Source organism: Pseudomonas sp. NPDC086581 (assembly GCF_044746165.1).
Classification (GTDB): Bacteria; Pseudomonadota; Gammaproteobacteria; order Pseudomonadales; family Pseudomonadaceae; genus Pseudomonas.
The window spans coordinates 194,959-217,329 of the sequence record NZ_JBIVBR010000008.1; the positions used below are offsets into that span (position 1 = coordinate 194,959).

General features: G+C 65.1%; 24 protein-coding genes and 1 pseudogene. 13 read left to right on the forward strand and 12 right to left on the reverse strand.

The window, feature by feature from the left end; translation table 11 throughout:
* Positions 1-136: 136 nt before the first annotated feature.
* Entirely contained in the window at positions 137-325 is a 189-nt protein-coding gene (locus ACIPK7_RS17615; RefSeq protein ID WP_192432950.1) for a hypothetical protein, read from the reverse strand.
* 232 nt (positions 326-557) lie between these two features.
* Here ACIPK7_RS17615 and ACIPK7_RS17620 point away from each other — a divergent pair, with 232 nt between their 5' ends.
* Positions 558-827 carry a MoaD/ThiS family protein gene (locus ACIPK7_RS17620; RefSeq protein WP_192404720.1) on the forward strand — a complete coding sequence of 90 codons (270 nt, stop codon included), beginning with the start codon at positions 558-560 and terminating at the stop codon, positions 825-827.
* Positions 828-855: 28 nt separating this feature from the next.
* Positions 856-1,959, forward strand: coding sequence for a WD40/YVTN/BNR-like repeat-containing protein (locus tag ACIPK7_RS17625; protein WP_401089187.1), 1,104 nt, complete (start codon positions 856-858; stop codon positions 1,957-1,959).
* Here ACIPK7_RS17625 and ACIPK7_RS17630 read toward each other — a convergent pair.
* Both ACIPK7_RS17630 and ACIPK7_RS17635 read right to left on the reverse strand, forming a co-directional pair.
* On the reverse strand, positions 1,938-2,081 hold the full coding sequence (locus ACIPK7_RS17630; protein ID WP_167523213.1) for a hypothetical protein: 144 nt from the start codon (positions 2,079-2,081) through the stop codon (positions 1,938-1,940). The genes ACIPK7_RS17625 and ACIPK7_RS17630 overlap by 22 nt on opposite strands.
* 23 nt (positions 2,082-2,104) lie before the next feature.
* Positions 2,105-3,598: pseudogene (locus ACIPK7_RS17635) on the reverse strand (RimK family protein); the annotation flags it as partial.
* 180 nt (positions 3,599-3,778) lie between these two features.
* Here ACIPK7_RS17635 and ACIPK7_RS17640 point away from each other — a divergent pair.
* The 5 genes from ACIPK7_RS17640 (at position 3,779) to ACIPK7_RS17660 (ending at position 6,347) form a co-directional block, all read left to right on the forward strand.
* Positions 3,779-4,228: a GNAT family N-acetyltransferase gene (locus ACIPK7_RS17640; RefSeq protein ID WP_401089189.1), complete on the forward strand. Its 450-nt coding sequence runs from the start codon at positions 3,779-3,781 to the stop codon at positions 4,226-4,228.
* Between the two features lie 76 nt (positions 4,229-4,304).
* Positions 4,305-4,634: a helix-turn-helix transcriptional regulator gene (locus tag ACIPK7_RS17645; protein WP_192432954.1), complete on the forward strand. Its 330-nt coding sequence runs from the start codon at positions 4,305-4,307 to the stop codon at positions 4,632-4,634.
* Positions 4,631-5,065, forward strand: coding sequence for a YeeE/YedE family protein (locus ACIPK7_RS17650; RefSeq protein WP_401089191.1), 435 nt, complete (start codon positions 4,631-4,633; stop codon positions 5,063-5,065). The genes ACIPK7_RS17645 and ACIPK7_RS17650 overlap by 4 nt, the downstream gene beginning before the upstream one ends.
* Positions 5,062-5,487: a DUF6691 family protein gene (locus ACIPK7_RS17655; RefSeq protein ID WP_401089193.1), complete on the forward strand. Its 426-nt coding sequence runs from the start codon at positions 5,062-5,064 to the stop codon at positions 5,485-5,487. Before ACIPK7_RS17650 ends, ACIPK7_RS17655 begins: the two co-directional genes overlap by 4 nt.
* On the forward strand, positions 5,484-6,347 hold the full coding sequence (locus ACIPK7_RS17660; RefSeq protein ID WP_401089195.1) for an MBL fold metallo-hydrolase: 864 nt from the start codon (positions 5,484-5,486) through the stop codon (positions 6,345-6,347). The genes ACIPK7_RS17655 and ACIPK7_RS17660 overlap by 4 nt, the downstream gene beginning before the upstream one ends.
* Positions 6,348-6,453: 106 nt before the next feature.
* Here the strand turns inward: ACIPK7_RS17660 and aceF are convergent, their stop codons facing one another.
* From aceF to ACIPK7_RS17675, 3 genes are all read right to left on the reverse strand, one after another.
* Complete coding sequence (gene aceF / locus ACIPK7_RS17665) at positions 6,454-8,382, reverse strand: dihydrolipoyllysine-residue acetyltransferase (RefSeq protein WP_401089197.1); 1,929 nt, start codon at positions 8,380-8,382, stop codon at positions 6,454-6,456.
* 11 nt (positions 8,383-8,393) lie between these two features.
* Positions 8,394-11,042, reverse strand: a complete 2,649-nt coding sequence (gene aceE / locus ACIPK7_RS17670; RefSeq protein ID WP_401089199.1) for a pyruvate dehydrogenase (acetyl-transferring), homodimeric type — start codon at positions 11,040-11,042, stop codon at positions 8,394-8,396.
* Positions 11,043-11,265: 223 nt separating this feature from the next.
* Positions 11,266-12,246 (reverse strand): diguanylate cyclase domain-containing protein, encoded by a 981-nt coding sequence (locus ACIPK7_RS17675; RefSeq protein ID WP_401089200.1) that lies wholly within the window; start codon positions 12,244-12,246, stop codon positions 11,266-11,268.
* Between the two features lie 292 nt (positions 12,247-12,538).
* Between ACIPK7_RS17675 and ACIPK7_RS17680 the strand changes: the two genes are divergently transcribed.
* Positions 12,539-13,183 (forward strand): histidine phosphatase family protein, encoded by a 645-nt coding sequence (locus tag ACIPK7_RS17680; RefSeq protein WP_401089202.1) that lies wholly within the window; start codon positions 12,539-12,541, stop codon positions 13,181-13,183.
* Here the strand turns inward: ACIPK7_RS17680 and ACIPK7_RS17685 are convergent.
* The 3 genes from ACIPK7_RS17685 to ACIPK7_RS17695 all read right to left on the reverse strand — a co-directional run bounded on the left by ACIPK7_RS17685 (position 13,170) and on the right by ACIPK7_RS17695 (position 15,336).
* Positions 13,170-13,742 (reverse strand): hypothetical protein, encoded by a 573-nt coding sequence (locus ACIPK7_RS17685; protein ID WP_192432962.1) that lies wholly within the window; start codon positions 13,740-13,742, stop codon positions 13,170-13,172. The two genes, ACIPK7_RS17680 and ACIPK7_RS17685, sit on opposite strands and share 14 nt — an antisense overlap.
* A 73-nt stretch (positions 13,743-13,815) precedes the next feature.
* Entirely contained in the window at positions 13,816-14,190 is a 375-nt protein-coding gene (locus tag ACIPK7_RS17690; protein WP_401089204.1) for an NUDIX hydrolase, read from the reverse strand.
* 240 nt (positions 14,191-14,430) lie between these two features.
* Positions 14,431-15,336 carry a LysR family transcriptional regulator gene (locus ACIPK7_RS17695; protein WP_401089206.1) on the reverse strand — a complete coding sequence of 302 codons (906 nt, stop codon included), beginning with the start codon at positions 15,334-15,336 and terminating at the stop codon, positions 14,431-14,433.
* Between the two features lie 100 nt (positions 15,337-15,436).
* Between ACIPK7_RS17695 and ACIPK7_RS17700 the strand changes: the two genes are divergently transcribed.
* From ACIPK7_RS17700 to ACIPK7_RS17715, 4 genes are all read left to right on the forward strand, one after another.
* A complete protein-coding gene (locus ACIPK7_RS17700; protein ID WP_401089208.1) occupies positions 15,437-16,303 on the forward strand; it encodes a pirin family protein in 867 nt (288 codons plus the stop codon).
* A gap of 97 nt (positions 16,304-16,400) precedes the next feature.
* Complete coding sequence (locus tag ACIPK7_RS17705) at positions 16,401-17,087, forward strand: hydrolase (RefSeq protein ID WP_192432966.1); 687 nt, start codon at positions 16,401-16,403, stop codon at positions 17,085-17,087.
* Positions 17,088-17,137: 50 nt separating this feature from the next.
* The gene (gene ycaC / locus ACIPK7_RS17710) at positions 17,138-17,761 is read left to right on the forward strand and encodes an isochorismate family cysteine hydrolase YcaC (protein WP_401089210.1); all 624 of its coding nucleotides are present in this window, start codon (positions 17,138-17,140) and stop codon (positions 17,759-17,761) included.
* A 442-nt stretch (positions 17,762-18,203) separates the two neighbouring features.
* Positions 18,204-19,355: a hypothetical protein gene (locus ACIPK7_RS17715; RefSeq protein ID WP_401089212.1), complete on the forward strand. Its 1,152-nt coding sequence runs from the start codon at positions 18,204-18,206 to the stop codon at positions 19,353-19,355.
* A 19-nt stretch (positions 19,356-19,374) separates the two neighbouring features.
* On the opposite strand, the gene ACIPK7_RS17720 is transcribed toward ACIPK7_RS17715, so the two are convergent.
* Positions 19,375-20,661, reverse strand: a complete 1,287-nt coding sequence (locus ACIPK7_RS17720) for an OprD family porin (protein WP_192432968.1) — start codon at positions 20,659-20,661, stop codon at positions 19,375-19,377.
* A 194-nt stretch (positions 20,662-20,855) separates the two neighbouring features.
* Here ACIPK7_RS17720 and ACIPK7_RS17725 point away from each other — a divergent pair, with 194 nt between their 5' ends.
* Positions 20,856-21,146, forward strand: a complete 291-nt coding sequence (locus tag ACIPK7_RS17725) for a DUF6021 family protein (protein WP_401089214.1) — start codon at positions 20,856-20,858, stop codon at positions 21,144-21,146.
* Between the two features lie 10 nt (positions 21,147-21,156).
* Here ACIPK7_RS17725 and ACIPK7_RS17730 read toward each other — a convergent pair whose 3' ends face one another.
* Positions 21,157-21,723, reverse strand: coding sequence for a hypothetical protein (locus ACIPK7_RS17730; RefSeq protein ID WP_401089216.1), 567 nt, complete (start codon positions 21,721-21,723; stop codon positions 21,157-21,159).
* A 14-nt stretch (positions 21,724-21,737) separates the two neighbouring features.
* Entirely contained in the window at positions 21,738-22,364 is a 627-nt protein-coding gene (locus ACIPK7_RS17735; RefSeq protein WP_401089218.1) for a hypothetical protein, read from the reverse strand.
* Positions 22,365-22,371: the final 7 nt, after the last annotated feature.

Below are 22,371 nucleotides of genomic sequence, written 5' to 3' on the forward strand. Positions count from 1 at the left end.
CGCCGAAGGACACGGGATTGAAGGCAGGCAAGCGATGCAACGGGCTACGTCTTGTTCGATGAAAAGCGTTGGCCGTGATTAGCCGAGCTCTTCGATGAATGTAGCTCCGTCGGGCGAAGTCGGGCGGGGTGCCCGGTCAGCGAGAGGTGGTGTCCGGCGGGCGCGCGTGGCGGCAATGCCAGAGCGCCCAGAAGGCCAGTTCCAGAGGCAGGGTCAGCGGTTGCAGTTCGAGCCAGCGGGCATGTTTGCGCGGCAGGCGGACGACGCTGCCGGCCTTGCGGGCGGCGACGGGTTCCAGCGGTGCGGGCGAAACGAGCAGGTGCATGTCGAAGGATTTGGCTGACGATTCCCGCAGACTCGCACGGCGTATGGGTTTGTTAAATGTGATTTTCACGACGTTTGGTTTTGCCAAATCGAAACTGAATGCTCGCGGGTGACCACCGCGAAGGCCGTCCCAGAGCCATTTCGTGGCCCTTCGCGCATCCCGTCGAAGCGACCGGAACGCCCGCCAAGTCTGCCCTAGACTGGGGCAATCAGCGTCCGCAACGGGCCCGCCCATGTGCCGCATCGTCTTCGCCCCATCGATCCAGCGCCACGTTCCCATCGAGGAGCGCGAGTTGCCGGCCGTGACCCTCGCCGGCGCGCTGGAAGCGGTATTCGTCGAGGCGCCGAAACTGCGCGGCTATCTGCTCGACGACCAGGGCGGGCTGCGCCGGCACCTGACGATCTTCATCGACGGCCTGCGTCTGCGCGACCGCGCGCGCCTCAGCGATGCGCTGGCGGCGGACAGTGAGGTCTACGTGGTCCAGGCTCTGAGCGGTGGCTGAGGACCAGGCGGCATTTCAGGAGAGCAAGATGGATGATCTACTGCTGGTGGCGACTCGCAAGGGGCTGTTCACCTTTCAGCGTGGCGCGGACGGCTGGCAGGAAACCCGCCGGGACTTCATCGGCGAGCCGCTGAGCACGGTGCTCGCCGACCCGCGCGATGAAACCCTCTATGCCGCCCTCAACCTCGGCCACTTCGGCTGCAAGCTGTGGCGTCAGCGTGCCAGTGAGGACTGGCAGGAGATCGCCGTGCCGACCTACCCGTCGCAACCCGATCCGCTACCCGAGCCTAAAGAGGGTGAAGGCCCGCCTGCGCCCTGGATCCTGCAGCAGGTCTGGTGCCTGGAGACCGGCGGGGCCGCGGAGCCTGGCGTGCTCTGGGCCGGGACCATTCCCGGCGGCCTGTTCCGCAGTGATGATAGTGGCGACAGCTGGGAGCTCAATCGCCCGCTCTGGGACCGCCCCGAGCGATCGCGTTGGATGGGCGGCGGCTACGACTGGCCGGGCATCCACTCGATCAGCGTCGACCCGCGCGACAGCCAGCACCTGACCGTTGCCGTGTCCTGCGGCGGCGTGTGGCAGAGCGAGGATGGCGGCGCCAACTGGCGCCTCACCACCAGCGGCATGTTTGCCGATTACATGCCGCCGGAGCTGCGCGAGGAGGGCGCCATCCAGGACCCGCACCGCCTGGTGCATTGCCCTGCGCAGCCGCAGCGCCTGTGGGTGCAGCACCACAACGGCATCTTCACCTCCACCGATGGCGGCGCGCGCTGGAGCGACGTGCAGGTCAAGCCGTCGAGCTTCGGCTTCGCCGTCGCCGTCCACCCGACCCGGCCGGACACCGCCTGGTTCGTTCCTGCCGTGAAGGACGTCTGCCGGATTCCGGTGGACGCCCGCTTCGTCGTCACCCGCACCCGCGATGGCGGCGCCAGTTTCCAGGTGCTCGACAGCGGCCTGCCGCAGGGCGCGGCCTTCGACCTGGTGTACCGCCACGGCCTGGCGGTGGACGACGATGGCGCTTGCCTGGCGATGGGCTCCACCACAGGCGGGCTGTGGCTATCGGAGAATGGCGGCGATCACTGGCAGTGCCTGTCGATGAACCTGCCGCCGATCTACTGCGTGCGCTTCGGCTGAGCCTTGCGCCTGGCCTGCTCGCGCACCTCGCGCGGCTTCATGCGGCGGTCGAAGTAGTTGATCGCGGTGCCGAACACGACGATGGCGATCAGGATGGTCAGACCGATGTGCGTGGCTTCCATGGGGTTCTCCTTGAGGGGGTGGATCACAGCGCCTGGCCGCGCCGCTTGAGTTCCAGGCGGCGGATGAATTCCTCCAGCACCTGGCGGTAGAGGTCGTCCTTGAGGCAGGCGTCTTCGATGCCGGCGTCGAGGTTGGGGTTGTCGTTCACCTCGATCACCACCACTTCGCCATCGACCTGCTTGAGGTCCACGCCATACAGGCCGTCGCCGATCAGGCTGGCGGTCTTCAGCGCCAGTTCCACCACGGCGGGTGGCGCGCTTTCCACCGGCAGCGTGCGGCATTCGCCGATCACCTCGCCGCCTGCCTTGTGCTCGACGATCTGCCAGTGCCCGCGGGACATGAAGTATTGGCAGGCGAACACTGGCTTGCGGTTGAGGATGCCGATGCGCCAGTCGTACTCGGTGTAGAGGTACTCCTGGGCGAGCAGCAGCACCGAGTGCTCGAACAGTTCGGCGCTGACGCGGCGCAGCTGCAGGGCATCCTCGACCTTGTAGACGCCGCGGGAGAAGCAGCCGTCGGGAATCTTCAACACCAGCGGGAAGCCCAGCCGAGCACCGACTCGCTCCAGCTCCTGGGGGTTGTCCTTGTAGAGGATTTCCGTGTCCGGCATGCCCAGGCCCTGTCCGCGCAACAGGTCGGTCAGGTAGACCTTGTTGGTACAGCGCAGGATCGAAGCCGGGTCATCCATCACGATCAGCCCCTCGCGCTCGGCCTTCTTGGCGAAGCGGTAGGTGTGGTCGTCGACGCGGGTGGTCTCGCGGATCAGCAGCGCGTCGTACTCGGCCAGGCGCGCGTAGTCCTTCTTCTCGATCAGTTCGACGTCGACGCCCAGCTGCCGGCCGACTCGGACGAAGTTCTCCAGCGCGCCGGCGTTGGACGGCGGCAGGCTCTCCGCCGGGTTGTGCAGGATGGCCAGGTCATAGCGCGCCAGGCGTCGCGAGTTGGGCTGGCGCCAGACGCGCCGGCTGAAACGGTCGAGGGCATCGGCGAACTGGTCTTCCTGGTTCTCCCGCAGCTTGTGCAGGGCGCCGGGGCGTACACCGGCGATGTGCCAGGCGTCGGTGCGGCGGAAGTCCACCAGCAGGATCGGGCAGGGGAAGGCATCGAATAACTGGCGTGCGATGGGCTGCAGCGGCTCGAGGTCAGTGCGGCCGAAGTACAGGCGCAGGGTGAAGCCGTCGGTGCTGGCGCAGGGATGCTGGTCGAGGGCTCTTTCCAGGGTCTTTTCCAGGCCATCCAGGGCCAACCCGTAGAGGGATTTCTTCGCCAGTTCGCTGATGGTGCGTACCGACGGAATCACCTTGTGCCCGCGCGCCTCGGCGAGCAGGGAACAATAATAACCGTGGCCCAGGTATTTGTAGTTGCGACACAGATTTATCACCTGGAAGCGTTTCCCCGCTTCGAACTGGCGGGAGTCTTCCAGGTATTCCCGCGCGCTCAGCATATCTTCGCTGGGAATATACGAAGCCCAGTCTTCCTTGCGCTCGACGATGATCAGGACTTGGCTGGAACGGGCTGAAGGCGGCTCCGCAGAGGCTTCGGTGACAGTCTGGAGGGAGCTTGCATTCAACTTTTCATGGAAGTTAGTGTGTAGCGAAGACATTGTTCACGGACCTGTCTGGAAGTTGCCGTGTGTCTATTAAGCAGCAACTTCCGGAAATGTCCCGATCCATTACGAAAGTTTTACGGAGAACCCATGTCGCTGTTATGTCGCCTTGCCAACCGTGCCGATTTTCCGGCTCTTGTGGCGTTGGAGGAAGGCACTTTTCACGAGGACCGTCTGAGTGCGCGCGGCTTTCGCCAGCTGATCGCGGCGCCGAGCGCCGAGCTGATCGTGGCGGAGGAGGGTGGCGAGTTGCTCGGTTATGCCTTGCTGCTGTTTCGCCGGGGCACGAAGGTGGCGCGTCTGTATTCGCTGGCGACCTCGCAGCAGGCTCGTGGTCGGGGGTTAGGCAGTGGTTTGCTGGAGCAGGCGGAGCGCAGCACCGCGCGGCACGGTTGCAGGGCGTTGCGGCTCGAGGTGCGTGTCGATAACAGCGTCGCCATTGGTCTCTATGAGCGGCGTGGCTATCGCCGCTTCGGCCAGATCGCCGGTTTCTACGAAGACGGCGCCGATGCCTGGCGGTACGAGAAGCCGCTGATCTGAGGAAGCGGCAAGGGGCTGGTCATGACGCGGAAAACAATCTATAAAAATATAGATTGTTTATTGGTAGATCGTTCCCATGACCGCCACCACGCTCGAACCCGTCGAGGCCCTGCGCCTGCACCAGTCCGCTGAATCCGCCTGCCAGTTGCTCAAGGCGCTGGCCAACACCGACCGCTTGATGCTGCTCTGCCAGTTGGCCCAGGGCGAGCTGAACGTCGGCGAGCTGGAAGCCCTTACGGGTATCAGCCAGCCCACCCTGTCGCAGCAGTTGGCCGTCTTGCGCCGCGAGGAGCTGGTGGAGACCCGCCGCGACGGCAAGCAGGTCTACTACCGCATTGCCAGCCAGCAGGCGCTGGCGGTGATCGAGACCTTGTACCGGCTGTTCTGCGCGGAGCAACCGACATGATCGACTGGACGCATTTCACCCTGTGGAGCGCCCTGGCCGGTGGCGCGCTGATCGGTCTTTCGGCCGGGCTCTATGCCGTGCTCGAGGGTCGTGTCGCCGGCATCAGCGGCCTGCTCGGCGGGTTGTTCAAAGGCGCCGGCTGGAAGGGCGAAGGGCTGTTCTTCCTGCTCGGAATACTGGCGGCGCCGTTGTTGTGGACGGTGCAGCGCCCACTGCCGGAAATCCGTTTCGACGCGGGATGGATGACGCTGGTGGCGGCGGGACTTCTGGTCGGTGTCGGCAGCCGTTTGGGTTCCGGCTGCACCAGCGGGCATGGCGTCTGCGGTTTGTCGCGGCTGTCCGGTCGCTCGCTGGTGGCGACGCTGTGTTTCATGGGCACCGGCTTTGCCACTGTGTTTGTCGCGCGTCATCTGCTGGGGAATGGAGCATGAGCCGCATCGTCGCTTTGCTGGCCGGGCTGTTGTTCGGTTTCGGCCTGCTGCTGGCCGGCATGGCCAACCCGGCCAAGGTGCTGGGCTTACTCGATCTCGCCGGGCAGTGGGACCCGTCGCTGGCGCTGGTAATGCTCGCCGCCATCACGGTTGGTCTACCGTTCTTCACTTGGGCGCGCCGGCACGATCACGCGTTGCTGGGCGGCGTGATGCAGTTGCCGCAGCGCCGCGACCTGGATGGCCGGCTGGTCGGCGGCAGCCTGCTGTTCGGGGTTGGCTGGGGGATTGCCGGCATCTGTCCGGGGCCGGCTCTGGTGACCTTTGCTGCCGGCTACTGGCAGGGTGCATTGTTCTGCCTCGCCATGCTGGTGGGGATGGCGGGCTACGAATGGAAAGTCGAGACCAGCAGGAGACCCGTATGAGCGGCACCATCCAGCACTTCTTCGATCCGGCCACGTCCACCTACAGTTATGTGGTGGCAGATCACAGCACCGGGCGCTGCGCCATCATCGACCCCGTGCTGGACTACGATGCAGCTGCCGGCCGCGTTGGCAACGCTGGCGCCCGCCAGATACTCGAGTACGTTCGCGAACAGGCGCTTACGGTGGAGTGGTTGCTGGAAACCCATCTGCATGCCGATCACCTGTCGGCGGCGGCCTGGCTCAAGAGCGAGCTGGGCGGCCAACTGGCCATCGGATCGAGCATCGCCCAGGTGCAGCGCACCTTCGCCGGGCTGCTCAACCTGGGCGAGGATTTCCCCTGCGACGGCAGCCAGTTCGACCACCTGTTCGAAGACGGCGAGCGCTTCTGCATCGGTGAACTGCAGGCCCAGGCATTGCACACACCCGGCCACACCCCCGCCTGCATGACCTACCTGATCGGTGATGCGGCGTTCGTGGGCGACACCCTGTTCATGCCCGACTACGGCACCGCCCGTTGCGACTTCCCCGGCGGCGATGCGCGGCAGTTGTACCGCTCGATCCAGCGACTGTTCGCCTTGCCGGACGAGACGCGGCTGTTCATGTGCCACGACTATCTGGCGCCGGGACGCAACGAGCACCAGCACGAGACCACTGTGGCGCGCGAGCGTGAGGCGAATGTCCATGTGCACCAAGGGATTGGCGAGGAGGCGTTCGTTGCCATGCGTAACGAGCGCGATGCCACGCTGCATGCGCCAGCGCTGATCTGGCCGTCGATCCAGGTGAACATGCGTGGTGGGGCGCTGCCGGAGGCGGAGGGAAACGGGGTGCGTTACCTGAGGATTCCGCTGGACCGGATGTAACGGGTTCGCGTGCCATAACGATGGCGTCCGCTCGCTCCTACGGGAGGCATGTACGATCAGCTCTTCGTAGGAGCGAGCTTGCCCGCGAACAACGCCGGGAAGGGCGCTACAGCAACAGACTCCGAATATCCCCCAGCACTTCGCCCAGCCGGCGGGTGAACCTGGCCGCCGCCGCGCCGTTGATCACCCGGTGGTCATAGGATAGCGACAACGGCAGCAGCAGCCTGGGCTGGAAGGCCTTGCCGTCCCAAACGGGCTGGATCGCTGCCTTGCTTACGCCGAGGATTGCCACTTCCGGCGCGTTGACGATGGGCGTGAACCCGGTACCGCCGATGTGTCCGAGGCTGGAGATGGTGAAGCAGGCACCCTGCATCGCGTCGGCGGAGAGTTTCTTGGTCCGTGCCTTCTCCGCCAGTTCGGCCGCTTCGAGGGCGAGTTGCAGCAGCCCTTTCTGGTCGACGTCGCGGATAACCGGCACCAGCAGGCCGTCCGGAGTGTCCACGGCAAAACCGATATGCACGTACTTCTTGCGGATCAGCGCCTTGCCGCTGGGGGCGAGCGAGCTGTTGAAGTCGGGCAGCTCGCGCAGCAGGTGGGCGCAGGCCTTGAGCAGAATCGGCAGGATCGTCAGCTTGGTTCCGGCCTTTTCCGCTGCTGCTTTCTGATCGATGCGGAAGGCCTCCGCCTCGGTGATGTCGGCGGACTCGAACTGGGTCACGTGGGGCACGTTCAGCCAGCTGCGGTGCAGGTTGCTGGCGGCGACCTGCATCAGGCGGGTCATCGCCACTTCCTCGGTTTCACCGAACTTGCTGAAATCGATTTCCGGGATCGGCGGGATGCCCGCGCCGCCGCTTGCGCCGGCGGGCGCGCCGGACTTGCTGCGTTGCAGCTGCTCCTTCACGAAGGCCTGCACGTCGTCCTTGAGAATGCGGCCCTTGGGCCCGGTGCCGGTGACTTGCGCCAGGTCGACACCGAATTCGCGGGCGACCATGCGCACGGCGGGGCCCGCGTGCACCTTGGTGCCGTCGCGGCTGGGCGCGCCCACCGGGGCGACGTCCGGCGCCCTGGGCGGTTCGGCTTTCGCCGCTGGCGCAGCGGCTGGTTTTTCTGCGGCGGCTGCGGGAGCCACCGCTGCGCCCGCCACTTCCAGGTCGAGTATCTCGTCGCCTTCCTTGAGGGTGTCGCCGATCTTCACCTTGATGGCCTTCACTACCCCGGCCTTCGGCGCGGGGATCTCCATGCTGGCCTTGTCGGACTCCAGCGTCAGGAGGCTCTGGTCAGCCTCGATGCGGTCGCCGACCTTGACCATCAGGTCGATGACGTTGCCCTGGCCGTTGCCGATATCCGGCACGCGGATGGTCTCCACGCCGCCACTGGCAACCGGCGAGGGTGCCGGCTTCTCTTCCTTCGCAGGAGCCGGGGCAGAGGCGGGCGCCGCCGCGGCCGGCGTGTTCGCCGTCGCAGCGCCGCCCTCGGTTTCCAGTTCGAGGATGTCGTCGCCTTCCTTGAGGGTGTCGCCGATCTTCACCTTGATCGCCTTCACTACCCCGGCCTTCGGCGCGGGGATCTCCATGCTGGCCTTGTCGGATTCCAGCGTCAGGAGGCTCTGGTTGGCCTCGATGCGGTCGCCGACCTTGACCATCAGTTCGATGATCTCGCCCTGGCCATTGCCGATGTCCGGCACCTTGATGGTTTCCACGCCGCCAACGGAAGACGCAGGTTGAGGCGCCGGCCCGGCGGCGGGTTGGGGTTCCTCGGCGGCAGGTTGGGCCGGTTCCTCGGCCTTGGCTTCGGCGGCGCCGCCTTCGGCCTCGAATTCGAGGATTTCATCGCCCTCCTTGAGGGTATCGCCGATCTTCACCTTGATCGCCTTCACCACGCCCGCTTTCGGCGCGGGGATCTCCATGCTGGCCTTGTCGGACTCCAGCGTCAGCAGGCTCTGGTCGGCTTCGATGCGGTCGCCGACCTTGACCAGCAGTTCGATGACTTCGCCCTGGCCGTTGCCGATGTCGGGTACGCGAATGGTCTCGCTCATCGTGCCTCTCCTCAGCAGTCCAGCGGGTTGGTTTTTTCCGGGTCGAGGCCGAACTTCGCGATGGCCTCGGCTACCACTTTCGGCTCGATGTCGCCGCGATCGGCCAGGGCCTCCAGCGCGGCGAGCACCACCCAGTGGCGATCCACCTCGAAGAAGTGGCGCAGCTTGGCGCGGGTGTCGCTGCGGCCGAAACCGTCGGTGCCGAGCACCTTGTATTCCTTGGTCGGCACCCACTGGCGAATCTGGTCGGCGTAGACCTTCATGTAGTCGGTGGACGCCACCACTGGCCCGCGCCGCCCGCCCAGGCATTGCTCGACATAGCTGGACCGTGGCTTCTGTCCTGGATGCAGGCGGTTCCAGCGCTCCACCGCGAGTCCGTCGCGACGTAGTTCGTTGAAGCTGGGCACCGACCAGACGTCCGCACCGATACCGAAGTCGTCACGGAGGATTTTCGCCGCCGCTTCCACCTCGCGCAGGATGGTGCCCGAGCCGAGCAACTGCACATGGTGCGCGGCGGCACGCTTGTCCTCGTCGAGGAGGTACATGCCCTTGATGATGCCTTCCTCGGCGCCCTTGGGCAGCGATGGGTGAGGGTAGTTCTCGTTCATCACGGTGATGTAGTAGAAGACCTCCTGCTGCTCTTCCATCATCTGCCGCACGCCTTCATGGATGATCACCGCCAGTTCGTAGGAGTAGGTCGGGTCGTAGGTGCGGCAGTTGGGGATGACCGAGGCCAGCACATGGCTGTGGCCGTCCTCGTGCTGCAGGCCCTCGCCATTGAGCGTGGTGCGCCCGGCGGTGCCGCCCAGCAGGAAGCCACGCGTCAGGCTGTCACCGGCCGCCCAGGCCAGGTCGCCGATGCGCTGGAAGCCGAACATTGAATAGAAGATGTAGAACGGCAGCATCGGCTGGCGGTAGTTGCTGTAGGCAGTGCCGGCGGCGATGAAGGACGACATGGCACCGGCCTCGGTAATGCCTTCCTCCAGAATCTGGCCCTTCTTGTCCTCGCGATAGAACATCAGCTGTTCCTTGTCGACCGGCTCGTACAGCTGGCCCACCGAGGAGTAGATGCCGAGCTGGCGGAACATGCCTTCCATACCGAAGGTGCGTGCCTCGTCGGGAATGATCGGCACGATGCGCTGGCCCAGCTCCTTGTCCTTCACCAGCTGCGAGATGATCCGCACGAAGGCCATGGTGGTGGAAATCTCGCGGTCGCCGGAGCCATCCAGCAGTGCCCTGAGTGTTTCCAGCGGCGGCGCCGGGATACGCTGGCTGTTGCCGTGGCGATGGGGCATGAAGCCGCCCAGGGCGGCGCGGCGCTCCTTCAGGTAGCGCGCTTCGGCGCTGCCCTCGTCGGGGCGGTAGAAGGGCAGCTTGGCCAGGTCCGCGTCCTTGATCGGGATGTCGAAGCGGTCGCGGAAGGCGCGCAGGCTGTCCACGTCGATCTCATGGATGTTGTGGGCGATGTTCTTCGCCTCGCCGGTGCCGGTGCCGTAGCCCTTGATGGTCTTGGCCAGCACTACGCTGGGCTGGCCCTTGTGGTTCACCGCCGCGTGGTAGGCGGCGTAGACCTTGTAGGGATCGTGGCCGCCGCGGTTGAGCTTCCAGATTTCCTCGTCGGAGAGATCCTTGACCATCTCCAGCAGCTCCGGCCGCGCGCCGAAGAAGTGCTCGCGGACGAAGGCACCGTCCTTGGCCTTGTAGTTCTGGTAGTCGCCGTCCACCGCCTCGTCCATGCGCGCCTGCAGCAGTCCGGCGGTGTCCTTGGCGAACAGCGGGTCCCAGAAACGCCCCCAGATGACCTTGATCACGTTCCAGTTAGCGCCGCGGAACACGCCTTCCAGCTCCTGGATGATCTTGCCGTTGCCGCGCACCGGGCCGTCCAGGCGCTGCAGGTTGCAGTTCACCACGAAGATCAGGTTGTCGAGCTTCTCGCGCCCGGCCAGGGAAATTGCGCCGAGGGATTCCGGCTCGTCGGTCTCGCCGTCACCCAGGAAGCACCAGACCTTCTGCTTGCCGGCGGGAATGAAACCACGGCTCTCCAGGTACTTCATGAAGCGCGCCTGGTAGATCGCCTGGATCGGCCCCAGGCCCATGGACACGGTGGGGAACTGCCAGAACTTCGGCATCAGGCGCGGGTGCGGATAAGAGGAAATGCCCTTGCCGTCGACCTCCTGGCGGAAGTTCTCCAGTTGCTCGTCGGTGAGCAGGCCTTCGATGTAGGCGCGGGCATAGAAGCCCGGCGAGGCGTGGCCCTGGAAGTAGATCAGGTCGCCGGCGTGCTCCTCGGTGGGGCCATTGAAGAAGTAGTTGAAGCCGATGTCGTAGAGGGTCGCCGAGGATGCGAAGGTGGAGATGTGCCCGCCCAGCGACGGGTCCTTGTGGTTGGCGCGCATCACCATGGCCAGTGCGTTCCAGCGCACCAGCGAACGGATGCGCCGCTCCATGAACAGGTCGCCCGGCATGCGGGCCTCATGGCCCACGGGGATGGTGTTGCGGTAGGGCGTGGTGATGGCGTAGGGCAGTTGCGTGCCGGTTCGGCTGGCCAGCTCGCCTAGGCGAGTCATCAGGTAGTGGGCGCGCTCTTCGCCTTCTTTTTCCAGTACGGATTCCAGCGCGTCCAGCCATTCCTGGGTTTCGACGGGGTCGATATCGTGCATGGTCAGGGGTCCTGGTTACGGGGTCGGCTTTACGCAATGCCGGCTCCGGGCCAGGTGATCCATCGGGTTGGCGCAGTGGGCGGTAACCCTCGTGAGGCCGCCGCGCTGCCGCCGGCACGCGCGTGTGGCTATAGAGCTTAGACAGCTCTGGCGCCAGTGCTCGCCCGGTTGGTCGAGTCAGGACGTCGCAGGGGGCTCTTTATCAGAGCTTGGCACGCACTAATCAGAGCCTGCTGCTTGCTGCATCACGCCGCAGGTCGTCGCCACGACTCCACTGTGCGGTAACCAGCCGGTCGCGCCCGGCCTGCTTGGCCCGGTAGAGCAGGCGATCCACCGCCGCGACGAAGTCCAGCGGACGGTCACTGGAAGAGGGCACGGCGGTGCCGACGCCCAGGCTGATGGTGAGCATATCGGAGACAGCGGACTTCTCATGGGCTATGCGCTGCTCACGCAGCACACTGCGACAACGCTCGGCGATCTGCCGCGCGGCCTCGCTGTCGGTCTCCGGCAGCACCAGCACGAATTCCTCGCCACCGAAGCGCGCGATGAAGTCCCTGGGTCGATGCAGAGCGCCGGCCAGCGCCTTGCCGACGCCGCGCAGGCAGTCGTCGCCCTGGATGTGCCCGTAGTGATCGTTGAACTGCTTGAAGTAGTCGATATCCAGCAGCACCAGCGAAATTGGCTGGCCGCTTCGCTGGGCGCTGCCCCATTCGGTGTCCAGCACCGAATCGAACATGCGTCGGTTGGCCACGCCGGTCAGGCCGTCCTTGTACGAATACTCCTCCAGCTGGCGCTGCAGCATGATCAGCTGCTCTTCGGCGCGCTTGCGCTCGCTGATGTCGAACATGAAGCCGACCAGCGAATCCACCTCGCCGTTGTCGTCGCGCACCACGTGCACCACATCGCGGATCCACACGTAGTCACCGGAGGAGGTGAGGGCGCGGTAGTCCGCCTCGTGGTCGGTGCCCTCGCGGGACTGCGACACGCAGAAGTTCACCACGCGCTCGCGATCCTCCGGGTGCATGCGCTCAGCCCAGTCGTTGGCGCTGACCCAACTGGCCTGGCTCCAGCCAAGGAGATCTTCGATCTGCGGGCCGATGTAGGCGAACGTCATGGATCGCCAGTCGATTTTCCACGGGATGGCGCGGGTGGATTCGAGGAGGGTCTGGTAGACGGGATTTTCCGGGGAGGCGTCGTACGGCATGGCGGCGGCTCTCTGATGGCACTGTGCCTTGTTCTATCACATTGCGATGAGCGAAAACCGTTGAATCTCGCCAGCTGTAGCCCGGAAAGCGGCGAGACGACAGGCGGTCGTTTTTCACAGAGACGGATTCTTCAGCAATTCATAACGGGTTCTTCACGAATCCGGGGATAGGGTTTGATCGCCCGCCATCTGACAACCCCGCAGTGCGATGGTCATCCCAGGGAAGGGTCGGGCCTCCCTCCTTTTTTCGGGGGAAACGGATGCGGATCCATTCCCTGTAGCGGCCCAAACCATGCCCATCCCGAAATTCATCAGATCACTGTCCCGCGGCTGGTTGGCCTTGCTCGCGATTCTTCCGGTGATTGCCCTGCTCAGCGGTTTTCTGCCGCTGGATTTCTCGCGGCCGACGCCGCTGGTGGGCGATGCCCAGCGCCAGGCCGAGTTGCGCGAGCATTGGCAGAACGGCGACCTGATCGTTCTGGTGCGCCATGCCGAACGCTGCGACCGCTCAAGCGCGCCGTGCCTGGCCGACGCCAGCGGCATCACCGTGCGTGGCGGGCAGAGCGCCCATGAGATCGGCCAGGACTTCGCCGCCCTCGGCCTGGCCAACGCCGACATCCTCAGCAGCGACCAGCTGCGCGCCGTGCAGACCGCCTCGTCGATGTTCGGCCGCATGCCGCAGGAGCAGTCCTGGCTGTACAAGTGTGAAGGCTCGATGCTGGAACAGGCGCTCCAGCACAAGATCGCGCACCGCAACCTGATCCTGGTGACTCACAGTGAGTGCATCGAGGACTTGGAGCACTCAGTGAGCGTTAATGACCCGGCCACGCCGGATTACGCCTCGACGCTCTTCGTGCTCAGTGAGAAGGACCAGACGCCGCGCCTGCTGGGCTATCTGGAGGCCGATCAGTGGCCGCTGAACGTCAGCGGGCGCTGACCTGGCTGGGCGTGGCGCCCAGTCGGTAACGCTGCAATTCCTCTGATGTCAGCACACGCATGCGCTGCGGATCGATGGCCTGCATGGTATCGGCCAGTTCCAGCGGAATATCCATGTCGCGGAAATACGTACGGGCGTTGTAGCTGCCTGCCGCCTGCGACGAATCGCCAGCGGGGTAGTAAGGGCGATGCAGGCCCACATAGCCGCGCACCGTGCGGTGCTTGCCGGCGGCCAGCAGGTAGACGCAGGAGCCCTGACAGACGCTGTTGGTCGGCACCAGGGTCTCGAAGCCGGACTCGCGCAGCAGGCGGCCCATCTTGATCGATTCGGCGGCGCTGCCCCCGATGCTGTCCAGCAGCGCCACCTTGCGGGCGAACTTGCCCGGGTTGGCCATCAGCCCCTTGAACAGGCGCTCGTAGTCGCCCGGAGCGATTTCCTCGCTGATCCGTACTGCCAGTACTTCGCCCACCTTGGAATGCTGCACGGGCTTCACCTCGACCTGGGCGAAGGCAAGGCCGGAGGACAGCGCAAGGGTGCAAAGCAGGGCAGCGCGAAGCATGGGGGTAAATCCTGTACGGGCGTCTTATAGGAAGGCGCTGACGATACCCTGATACGCGGCGTCCGTCAGCCTGTCAGCTGGCCTTCAGGCAGGTACGCAGCAACCGGCGCGCCGACTTGTTGATCCGGCGGCGCTCCAGTTCTTCGGGAGCGAACCAGCGGCAGTCGGCGATCTCGTTCAGGGGCGTGGGCTGCTGCGCCGGGTTGACCGGCGTCTCGAACACGTAGTGCAACGTCTGGTACAGCTCCAGCGGCGCGACATAGTTCATCTGCTCGATGGCCAGCCCGGTTTCCTCTATCAGTTCGCGGATTGCGGCTTGGCCGGGGCGTTCGTCGGCCTCGATGCGGCCGCCGGGCAGGTTCCATTTCGACTTGGATTTGCGGACGAAGAGAATCTTGTCGTCGAGGCGGCAGATGACCGTTGCACGCTCTTTCAGATTCTTAGCCATACCGGCTGCTCCTCGACAATCTTCCAACAGTATTCAAGGTAGACATTAATCAGATATTTCCAACCAGATGAACTGGTTACGGCGTTTATTTCGACAAATGGTAAGGGTTGGTCGCTGAAAAGGTATGTCAGGCCTTTCTTAAGAAAGGTCCGTCCTATTCCCGACTTGTATTTCCTGCAGAGTCGACCTGTGCCTTGGGCCGAAAGTGCGAATTTTCTGTCAGGCCTAAAGGACTTCCGCTTAGGACATATCGCTCTTCTCGAACTCCTCACCCAGAAAATCCAGCAAGGTTCGTACCGACGGCAGCAGCCCGCGCCGTGAAGGGAACACCGCGTGGACCACCCCGGTGCGCGGCGCCCAGTCCGGCAGTAGATTCACCAGCTTGCCGTCATTCAGGTCCTCACATACCACCACGGCGGGCATGTGCACCGCGCCGGCGCCGGCCAGCGCGGCTTGGCGCAGCGCGACCAGATCGTCGGTGACCATTCGCGGCTGGTAGCGCACCTGCGCGCTGGCGCCCTTGGGGCCGTCCAGCTGCCAGCTGTACTCGCGCTGCACCACGCCCCAGTGCAGCGTCGGCAATGCCGCCACATCGGCGGGCGTCGGCCTGTCCGGCAAGCGCTCGCGCAAAGCCGGGGCGCCCACCACACGCTGGCGGCTTTCGCCCAGCACCTTCATCACCAGATCACTGCTTTCCAGCGGCGGGAAACGCACTCGCAGGGCGATGTCGATGCCTTCCTGGATCAGGTCCACCTGGCGGTTGGTGCTCTGTACATGCAGCTCCACCAGTGGGTACTGCACCATGAAGCGCGCCAACATAGGGCCCACCCAGAAATTCAGCAACGCCGTGGGGCAGCTCAGGTTCACTACTCCGCGCGGCTCGGAACGGTGCTGCTCGACGGCCTCGGTGGCCGCCGCCGCTTCCACCAGCATCGCCACGCAGTGCCGGTAGAACACCTGGCCGATCTCGGTCACCGAGAAGTGCCGCGTCGAACGCTGGATCAGCCGCACGCCCAAGCGCTCTTCCAGCGCGGCGATACGCCGGCTCAGCTTCGACTTGGGCTCGTCCAGGGCGCGGCCGGCGGGGGTGAAGCCGCCATGTTCCACCACCTGGGCGAAGTAATAGAGGTCGTTTAGATCGTCCATTCCATTGTTCCTCTAGTGGAACACTGATACTAATTTTTGCCGTCTACCGGCGCAATTGTTCCATCCGTATCGTGGCCTACATGCACAACAGGAGGTACCCATGAAACAGATTCTTGGCATCTACAGCGCCGCTCGGCCGCACTGGGTCGGTGACGGTTTTCCGGTTCGCACGCTGTTTTCCTACGACAGCCTGGGCGAGCACCTCAGCCCCTTCCTGCTGCTCGACCATGCCGGCCCCCACGCTTTCGGCCCCACCACGGTGCGCCGTGGCGTCGGCCAGCACCCGCACCGGGGCTTCGAGACCGTGACCCTGGTCTATGAGGGCGAACTGGAACACCGCGACTCCAGCGGTGGTGGCGGCCGCATCGGCCCCGGCGACGTGCAGTGGATGACTGCCGGTGACGGCATCCTCCACGAGGAATACCACTCGCCGGATTTCGCCCGCAGCGGCGGCAACCTGCACATGGTCCAGCTCTGGGTGAACCTGCCGGCCCGCCACAAGCGCACCGCGCCGGCTTACCAGACGCTGCTGGCCGGCGATGTCCCGAGCATCGAACTGGCCGACGGCGCTGGCCGCCTGCGGGTGATCGCCGGTGACTACGCCGGCCATGCCGGTCCGGCGCACACCTTCAGCCCGCTGGATGTCTGGGACCTGCGCCTGCAGCCCGGCTGCCCGCTGGAGCTGGCCGTCAAGGCGGAGCGCAACACCGCCCTGGTGGTACTGCGCGGCAACGTCCGGCTGGGGAGCGGCGAAACCCTGCGCGAAGGCCAGCTGGCGCTGTTCGACTGGCGCGGCGACAGCCTGCAGCTGGAAGCCGAGAGCGATGCCCTGGTGCTGCTGCTCAGCGGCGAGCCGCTGAACGAGCCCATCGTCGGCTACGGCCCCTTCGTGATGAACAGCGAAAGCGAAATCCAGCAGGCCATTGCCGACGTCCAGAGCGGACGTTTCGGACAGATGACCCGCTGATGTCACACCCCCGACTCAGGCGTCGCCTAGTCTGGATGAACGCCCGCGCAGGAGGCGCGGGCTTTATGGGCCGGATGCCCTTTGTGGAGACCCCAAAATGAGCCACTTCAACCAGATTGCCAACTTCAACGGCCAGCGCCCGGTGATCGATCCCGACGACACCGCCATGCTCCTCATCGACCATCAGAGTGGGCTGTTCCAGACGGTCAAGGACATGCCCATGACCGAGCTGCGCAACAACGCCATCACCCTGGCAAGGATCGCCACGCTGGCAAGAATCCCGGTGATCACCACCGCCTCGGTGCCGCAGGGCCCCAACGGCCCGCTGATCCCGGAAATCCACGAGGCCGCGCCGCATGCACAATACGTGGCGCGCAAGGGCGAGATCAACGCCTGGGACAACCCCGAATTCGTCGCCGCCGTCGAGGCCACCGGCAAGAAGACCCTGGTCATCGCCGGCACTATCACCAGCGTCTGCATGGCCTTCCCGGCGATTGCCGCAGTCAACGCGGGCTACAAGGTCTTCGCCGTGATCGATGCTTCCGGCACCTACTCCAAGGCCGCGCAGGAAATCACCCTGGCCCGTGTCGTCCAGGCCGGCGTGGTGCCCATGGATACCGCCGCCGTCGCCTCGGAAATCCAGCGCACCTGGAACCGTCCCGACGCCGCGCAATGGGCGGAGGCCTACAGCCTGATCTTCCCGCATTACCGTCTGCTGATCGAAAGCTACACCAAGGCCCAGCAGGTAGTGACCGAACACGAGGTGCTGGACTCCCAGCGCTGATCCAACCCCGCCCGGCTCCGGTCGGGCTATCACTGCAACGAGGAAACGCCATGAGCAAGCCCTACGTCCGTCTCGACAAGACCCAGGCCGCCGTACTGCTGGTCGATCACCAGGCCGGTCTGCTCTCGCTGGTGCGCGACATCGAACCGGACAAGTTCAAGAACAATGTCCTGGCCCTGGCCGACCTGGCCAAGTATTTCAAGCTGCCGACCATTCTCACCACCAGCTTTGAGAACGGCCCCAACGGCCCGTTGGTCCCCGAGCTGAAAGACCTGTTCCCCGACGCGCCCTACATCGCCCGCCCGGGCAACATCAACGCCTGGGACAACGAGGACTTCGTCAAGGCGGTGAAGGCCACCGGCAAGAAACAGCTGATCATCGCTGGCGTGGTCACCGAGGTCTGCGTGGCCTTCCCGGCGCTGTCGGCGCTGGAAGAGGGCTTCGACGTGTTCGTCGTCGCCGACGCCTCCGGTACTTTCAACGAGGTCACCCGTGACGCCGCCTGGCGTCGCATGGAAGCCGCCGGCGCGCAGATGATGACCTGGTTCGGCGTGGCCTGTGAGCTGCACCGCGACTGGCGTAACGATATCGAAGGCCTTGCTGCGCTGTTCTCCAACCACATTCCCGATTACCGCAACCTGATCACCAGCTACAGCACGCTCACTGCCAAGTGAGGCTCTGCTGCCGGGTCGGCGCGTCGATGCCGGCCCGGCTGCGGACCTTATCCTTCCAGCGGCCCTGCCTTGCACTCGGGCGCTCCAGGGCCAGCTCGTAAAGCGCGGGCTTCCCTGGCCAGTGGGGCCAAAGCCGAGGCGAAGCGGGCGGTGACGCGGATGGGGCCGCAAGGCTGATGGCTCGTGGGGCTTTTCGGTTGGTGACGGCGGGACGTCGCCGACAGGATGAAATGGATCTCATCCTTTCGCCCCAAATCTGGGAGTGAATGCGGTGCAAAGGCGGACGCTGGCCAGGCTGCGCCGGGGCGGACGGGTCCTGGCGCCAGCGCGACTGGGTTAGGCCTTCGCGGCGCCAGGAGCTGGAGCCACATTGGGGACCTGGAACCGGCACTTGCGGGCGGCCCTTGCAGCGGCTGCAGTGCGTTCGCCATAGGGTTTGCCGATGTCTTCGGCGCTGGTCGACGCCCCGATCATCATCGATATGAATGATGACCGGAGCCTCTGGGAAGTTCAGGCTCAGTCACTGACCGCTCCGCCTCATTTCAAGGAAGAGACCATGCACAATCCATTGGGCTTACTGGGCATTCTTCTGATCAGCCAGGCCGTGGCGTTCGAAATCCATCCCGTCAGCTGGAGAGGAGGAGCGAATGACTACGACTCCAGCGCGGTTCAGTTGGAATTCCGCGCCGATGCGAGCGCCGCTCAGTGCCATCTGCGTTCCTACATCCTCGACAGCCGAAATCAGGCCATCCACGAGATCATCACCCGGCAGGCCTACCAACCGGCTTACGCGAAAGTCCTTCGGGGCAGGACCTGGCTCCTGCCGTTGCTGGGCGGCGTGGAGTGGAACGATGACCCCGAAGAGCTGACGCGCAAAGCTTGGCACTACAACGGCGCGAGTCATATCTTGCTGTTCAAGGCTCATGAGGAAAATGCCGGTCGGCCCAATACGCTGACCCGTCGCGTGCACCATGGCGATCTGCAATTCCTTCATTCGATGCGGGCTGCGGATGAGTCCGACGCGCAAGCCAGAGCAAAGATGTATCGGTGGCTGGAATACACCTACCGGGTCGCGATCGGGAAGGTGCCGGCTAACACCGTTCGCAAGTCAACGCCCTACCACGAGTTCTTCGGCAAGGTCGGCTGCTCTCGCAATCCGCAGTTGGCCGATCCCAGCGACTGCACGGTGCTCGATGTTTTCGACATGAAGCACATGTATCGCCAGGGCGATCAGGAAGAAAACCTGCGATCGCTGGCTGCAGGGGCGATCGCCCACCTGATCCAGGACAGTTACAGCGCGAGCCACACGCTGCGCGAGAATGGCACCGGCAGGCTGCTGCAGCTGTATACGTACGATGCCGAGAACCAGAAGTCACATTGTGAAAAGGATGGGGCCTACGAGAGCAACCGGGCTGGCATCGACATGGCTCGGGCAATGACTACCGAGTTGCTGGGCTACGTTCACCGACGGGAAAGCTGGGAAAAGGCCTCAGCTTTTTTCTACCAAACCCTGGGCGCCCCCGATGCTGGCCCGGCCACGACGGAGCGTCGGGCCGGAGCCGTCACCGATACCTGGGTGAGCATCACGCGGTGAGTGCCCGCGCCCGGCTGGATCAGAGAATCGAGAAGTTGTAGCTGACGATCAGTCGCACCTCATCCACGTCGCGCGCCGACTGTTCGTAGTTGGTGCGGTAGGTGGCGTTGCGCAGGCGCAGGCTGAGGTCCTTGAACGTGCCGGTCTGGAGCACGTACTTGAACTCCACGTCACGCTCCCATTCCTTGCCCTCGTTGCCGTTGGCCAGGGCGATGTGGTCGCCGTTGACGTAGCGGGTCATGAAGCTCAGGCCGGGCACGCCGACGCTACGCAGGTCGAAGTCGTAGCGCAGTTGCCAGGAGCGCTCCTGGGCGTTGGCGAAGTCGTTCACCTGCACGTAGTTGGCGAGGTAGGGGTTGCTGCCGTCGAGGTAGGGCATGGAGCTGTCGCCGCTCATGCGCTGCCAGCCGGCGCTGAAGATGTGGCCGCTCTGGGCGTAGGACAGCAGTAGGCTGAGGGCGCGGTTGTCGATCTCGCCAGCGCGGGCCGAGCCGTCGTCGTCGCTGTCGAACCAGCGCAGGTCGGCCGTGACCTTGCCGGCGCCCAACGCCTGCTTGCCGACGATGCCGACGTAGCGCTGGCGGTAGACGTTCTCCAGCCCGCCCTGGGCGTATTGCAGCAGGAGCTGGTCGTTAACCTGGTAGTCGGCCTGGTAGGAGTCGAAGCGGTTGCCGGTGGTGTCGCAGGCGTAGCGCTTGTTCTTGCAGTTCAGGCGCACGTCCTGGGCATCGGTGGAGTCGCGCGCGGTGTAGCGCTCCAGGCGCGTGGCAGTGAGCTTGAGGTGGGCGATTTCCTCGCTGGTCAGCTGCGCTCCATGGAACATGTTGGGCAGCAGGCGGCCGTCGTTGTACTTGAGCAGCGGCATGTCCGGCAGCATCGCGCCGTACTTGAACTGGGTGTGGGAGACGCGCAGCTTGCCGGTGACGCCGGCTTTGGCGTACTGGTCTTCGGAGTGACGCGGGTCGTGACCGCTGGAGGGCAGCAGGCCGCTGTTGCTGTCGGCGGGGCTGGAGTCGAGTTTCATGCCGAGCATGGCCAGGGCGTCGACACCGAAGCCGACGGTGCCTTCGGTGTAGCCCGACTGCAGGTTGAGAATGAAACCCTGCGCGGTTTCCTCGCGCTTGGAGGCACCCTGCGGGTTGGCCGAGCTGCCGTCGCGGAAGTCGCGGTTGAAGTAGAAGGTGCGCGATTCCAGGCGCGCGCTGCTGTCCTCCAGGAAGTCGGCGCTGGCCGGGGCGGCGATGCCACCGAGCAGGGCGAGGGCGCTCAGGCGGGCGAGCGGGCTGGAGGATAGGGGGGAGGGCATGCGGTGACTCCGGGACGCTAAAAAAGCGCGCGAAGGTGTCACAGATGCGTGGTCGGGTCTTTGCGACCATGGTCTAGAACGCGGGTTCAGCGCTTCGAGATAGCAGCCGACAGTACCGTCCGACCATCGGCTGAAACCTTCGCGGCGCGCCCACGTCCACCGCCATACCATTGCCCGAATCGCTGGAGGTGAACATGAAAGGCCACGGTGAAATCAGCCAACGTCCCTCGGTCGCGCCCGAGCGCTGGCCGGCACAATCCGGTCCTGGCGCCAGTCGCGGCCTGCCGGGCTACCCGCAGCGCCCGGGGCCATCGGGCGGCTCGCGGCATATCGACCCTGAGCTGGGCTTCGACCCGGATTCGCCGGACCTCGCCGACCCGCAGATCGATCCGCCGCATCCACCGCACGTTCCTCAGGACGGCCCCGATCCGCAGGGCCAGCGGCGTGTTCCGGGGGACCGCTATCCGCCGTATTCGCGCCCGTGAGGCCTCGCGCTCAGAGCGCGTCGGACGCCTTGCACAGCCGGGTGTCCTGCAGGCTGCCGCTGAGGTTTCGACCATCACCCAGGCGCACCAGGCGCGCCAGGCACTGGCCGCTTTCCATCAGCAGCAGCTCGTAGTCCTGCCCGGCTTCGGGGGTGAAGGTCATCGATTGCTGGCAGCTGTACGAGTAGCCGCTGCTGACCATGCCCTTGCTCTGGAAGTTGACGGCGAACGGCTGGTTCGCTGGGATGTTCACCTCGCTGCTGGCGAAGCCGCCCTGGCCCAGTTGCTCGGCCTGGCGGCTGGTCGGCATGCCGAGGTTCTGGCCGTTGCGGCTGGCGAAACCGGATTGCGCCACGGCGATCACCCCGGCGCCAGCGCGGCGCCAGTCGATGCAGGCGCTGGCGGGTACACCGCGGGCCATGCCGTTGGTGATCACCCGTAGCCGCGCGGTGTCGCCGGTCGCGGGCGCGGAGTAAGGCGTGGAGTAGGACTGTACGTTGGCGAGGTTGCCGCAGCCGGCGAGCAGCAGCGCGGCCAGCGCGAGGCTGGCGGCGCGGGAGATGAGGGTGGCGTCCATGGGGATTCCTGGTCTCAGCGTTGTCCGGCGGCCTGGGGCGGCGCGCAGCAGTTGCGCGTATTGATGACCTTGCCGCGGCATGCGGGCAGCATGGGCGGGTTCTTGCACAGCAGGAAGTTGGCCGGCCGGGTGAAGTGGAAACCGCGGTCAAGCATGCACAGTTGCGCGGCGGCGATGTCGTTGAGCAGCATTTCGTCGACGGGCTCGATCACTGTGGTGTAGCCGCAGTTCTTCATGGCCTGCTGCACGCCCTGGCTGTCGGTGCCGGTTTGCGCCCACTGCGTGTAGGCGGGCGGACGCTGCGTGGCATTGGTCCCGGGCTTGCCGCCGGCCGCCTGGCAGGCGGGCAGTTGCGGGCTGGTGTCGCAGAGGGTGTAGCGATCCTGGTAGACGAACCCCTTGCCGAGCATGCATTGCTCGCCGCGGGCGTAGTCGTTGCTGGTGATGGTGGTGCTGTCGACGTAGGCGGCGTTCGGGAAACCGCAGTCCAGCAGGGCGTTGCGCACACCTTGCTGATCGACGCCGCCCCTGGCCCACAGCTCGTACAGAGGCGGAGCCGGCTGCAATGGCCGGGCCTGGCTGCACGCAGCCAGGAGGAGGCAGGGCAGGAGCAGCCCCAGGGCGCCATGGCGCATCAGCATGTCAGCG

Coding starts and splice junctions, on each gene's coding strand:
- ACIPK7_RS17615 (WP_192432950.1), bottom strand. CDS start 325: ATGCACCTGCTCGTTTCGCCCGCACCGCTGGAACCCGTCGCCGCCCGC.
- ACIPK7_RS17620 (WP_192404720.1), top strand. CDS start 558: ATGTGCCGCATCGTCTTCGCCCCATCGATCCAGCGCCACGTTCCCATC.
- ACIPK7_RS17625 (WP_401089187.1), top strand. CDS start 856: ATGGATGATCTACTGCTGGTGGCGACTCGCAAGGGGCTGTTCACCTTT.
- ACIPK7_RS17630 (WP_167523213.1), bottom strand. CDS start 2,081: ATGGAAGCCACGCACATCGGTCTGACCATCCTGATCGCCATCGTCGTG.
- ACIPK7_RS17640 (WP_401089189.1), top strand. CDS start 3,779: ATGTCGCTGTTATGTCGCCTTGCCAACCGTGCCGATTTTCCGGCTCTT.
- ACIPK7_RS17645 (WP_192432954.1), top strand. CDS start 4,305: ATGACCGCCACCACGCTCGAACCCGTCGAGGCCCTGCGCCTGCACCAG.
- ACIPK7_RS17650 (WP_401089191.1), top strand. CDS start 4,631: ATGATCGACTGGACGCATTTCACCCTGTGGAGCGCCCTGGCCGGTGGC.
- ACIPK7_RS17655 (WP_401089193.1), top strand. CDS start 5,062: ATGAGCCGCATCGTCGCTTTGCTGGCCGGGCTGTTGTTCGGTTTCGGC.
- ACIPK7_RS17660 (WP_401089195.1), top strand. CDS start 5,484: ATGAGCGGCACCATCCAGCACTTCTTCGATCCGGCCACGTCCACCTAC.
- aceF (WP_401089197.1), bottom strand. CDS start 8,382: ATGAGCGAGACCATTCGCGTACCCGACATCGGCAACGGCCAGGGCGAA.
- aceE (WP_401089199.1), bottom strand. CDS start 11,042: ATGCACGATATCGACCCCGTCGAAACCCAGGAATGGCTGGACGCGCTG.
- ACIPK7_RS17675 (WP_401089200.1), bottom strand. CDS start 12,246: ATGCCGTACGACGCCTCCCCGGAAAATCCCGTCTACCAGACCCTCCTC.
- ACIPK7_RS17680 (WP_401089202.1), top strand. CDS start 12,539: ATGCCCATCCCGAAATTCATCAGATCACTGTCCCGCGGCTGGTTGGCC.
- ACIPK7_RS17685 (WP_192432962.1), bottom strand. CDS start 13,742: ATGCTTCGCGCTGCCCTGCTTTGCACCCTTGCGCTGTCCTCCGGCCTT.
- ACIPK7_RS17690 (WP_401089204.1), bottom strand. CDS start 14,190: ATGGCTAAGAATCTGAAAGAGCGTGCAACGGTCATCTGCCGCCTCGAC.
- ACIPK7_RS17695 (WP_401089206.1), bottom strand. CDS start 15,336: ATGGACGATCTAAACGACCTCTATTACTTCGCCCAGGTGGTGGAACAT.
- ACIPK7_RS17700 (WP_401089208.1), top strand. CDS start 15,437: ATGAAACAGATTCTTGGCATCTACAGCGCCGCTCGGCCGCACTGGGTC.
- ACIPK7_RS17705 (WP_192432966.1), top strand. CDS start 16,401: ATGAGCCACTTCAACCAGATTGCCAACTTCAACGGCCAGCGCCCGGTG.
- ycaC (WP_401089210.1), top strand. CDS start 17,138: ATGAGCAAGCCCTACGTCCGTCTCGACAAGACCCAGGCCGCCGTACTG.
- ACIPK7_RS17715 (WP_401089212.1), top strand. CDS start 18,204: ATGTCTTCGGCGCTGGTCGACGCCCCGATCATCATCGATATGAATGAT.
- ACIPK7_RS17720 (WP_192432968.1), bottom strand. CDS start 20,661: ATGCCCTCCCCCCTATCCTCCAGCCCGCTCGCCCGCCTGAGCGCCCTC.
- ACIPK7_RS17725 (WP_401089214.1), top strand. CDS start 20,856: ATGAAAGGCCACGGTGAAATCAGCCAACGTCCCTCGGTCGCGCCCGAG.
- ACIPK7_RS17730 (WP_401089216.1), bottom strand. CDS start 21,723: ATGGACGCCACCCTCATCTCCCGCGCCGCCAGCCTCGCGCTGGCCGCG.
- ACIPK7_RS17735 (WP_401089218.1), bottom strand. CDS start 22,364: ATGCTGATGCGCCATGGCGCCCTGGGGCTGCTCCTGCCCTGCCTCCTC.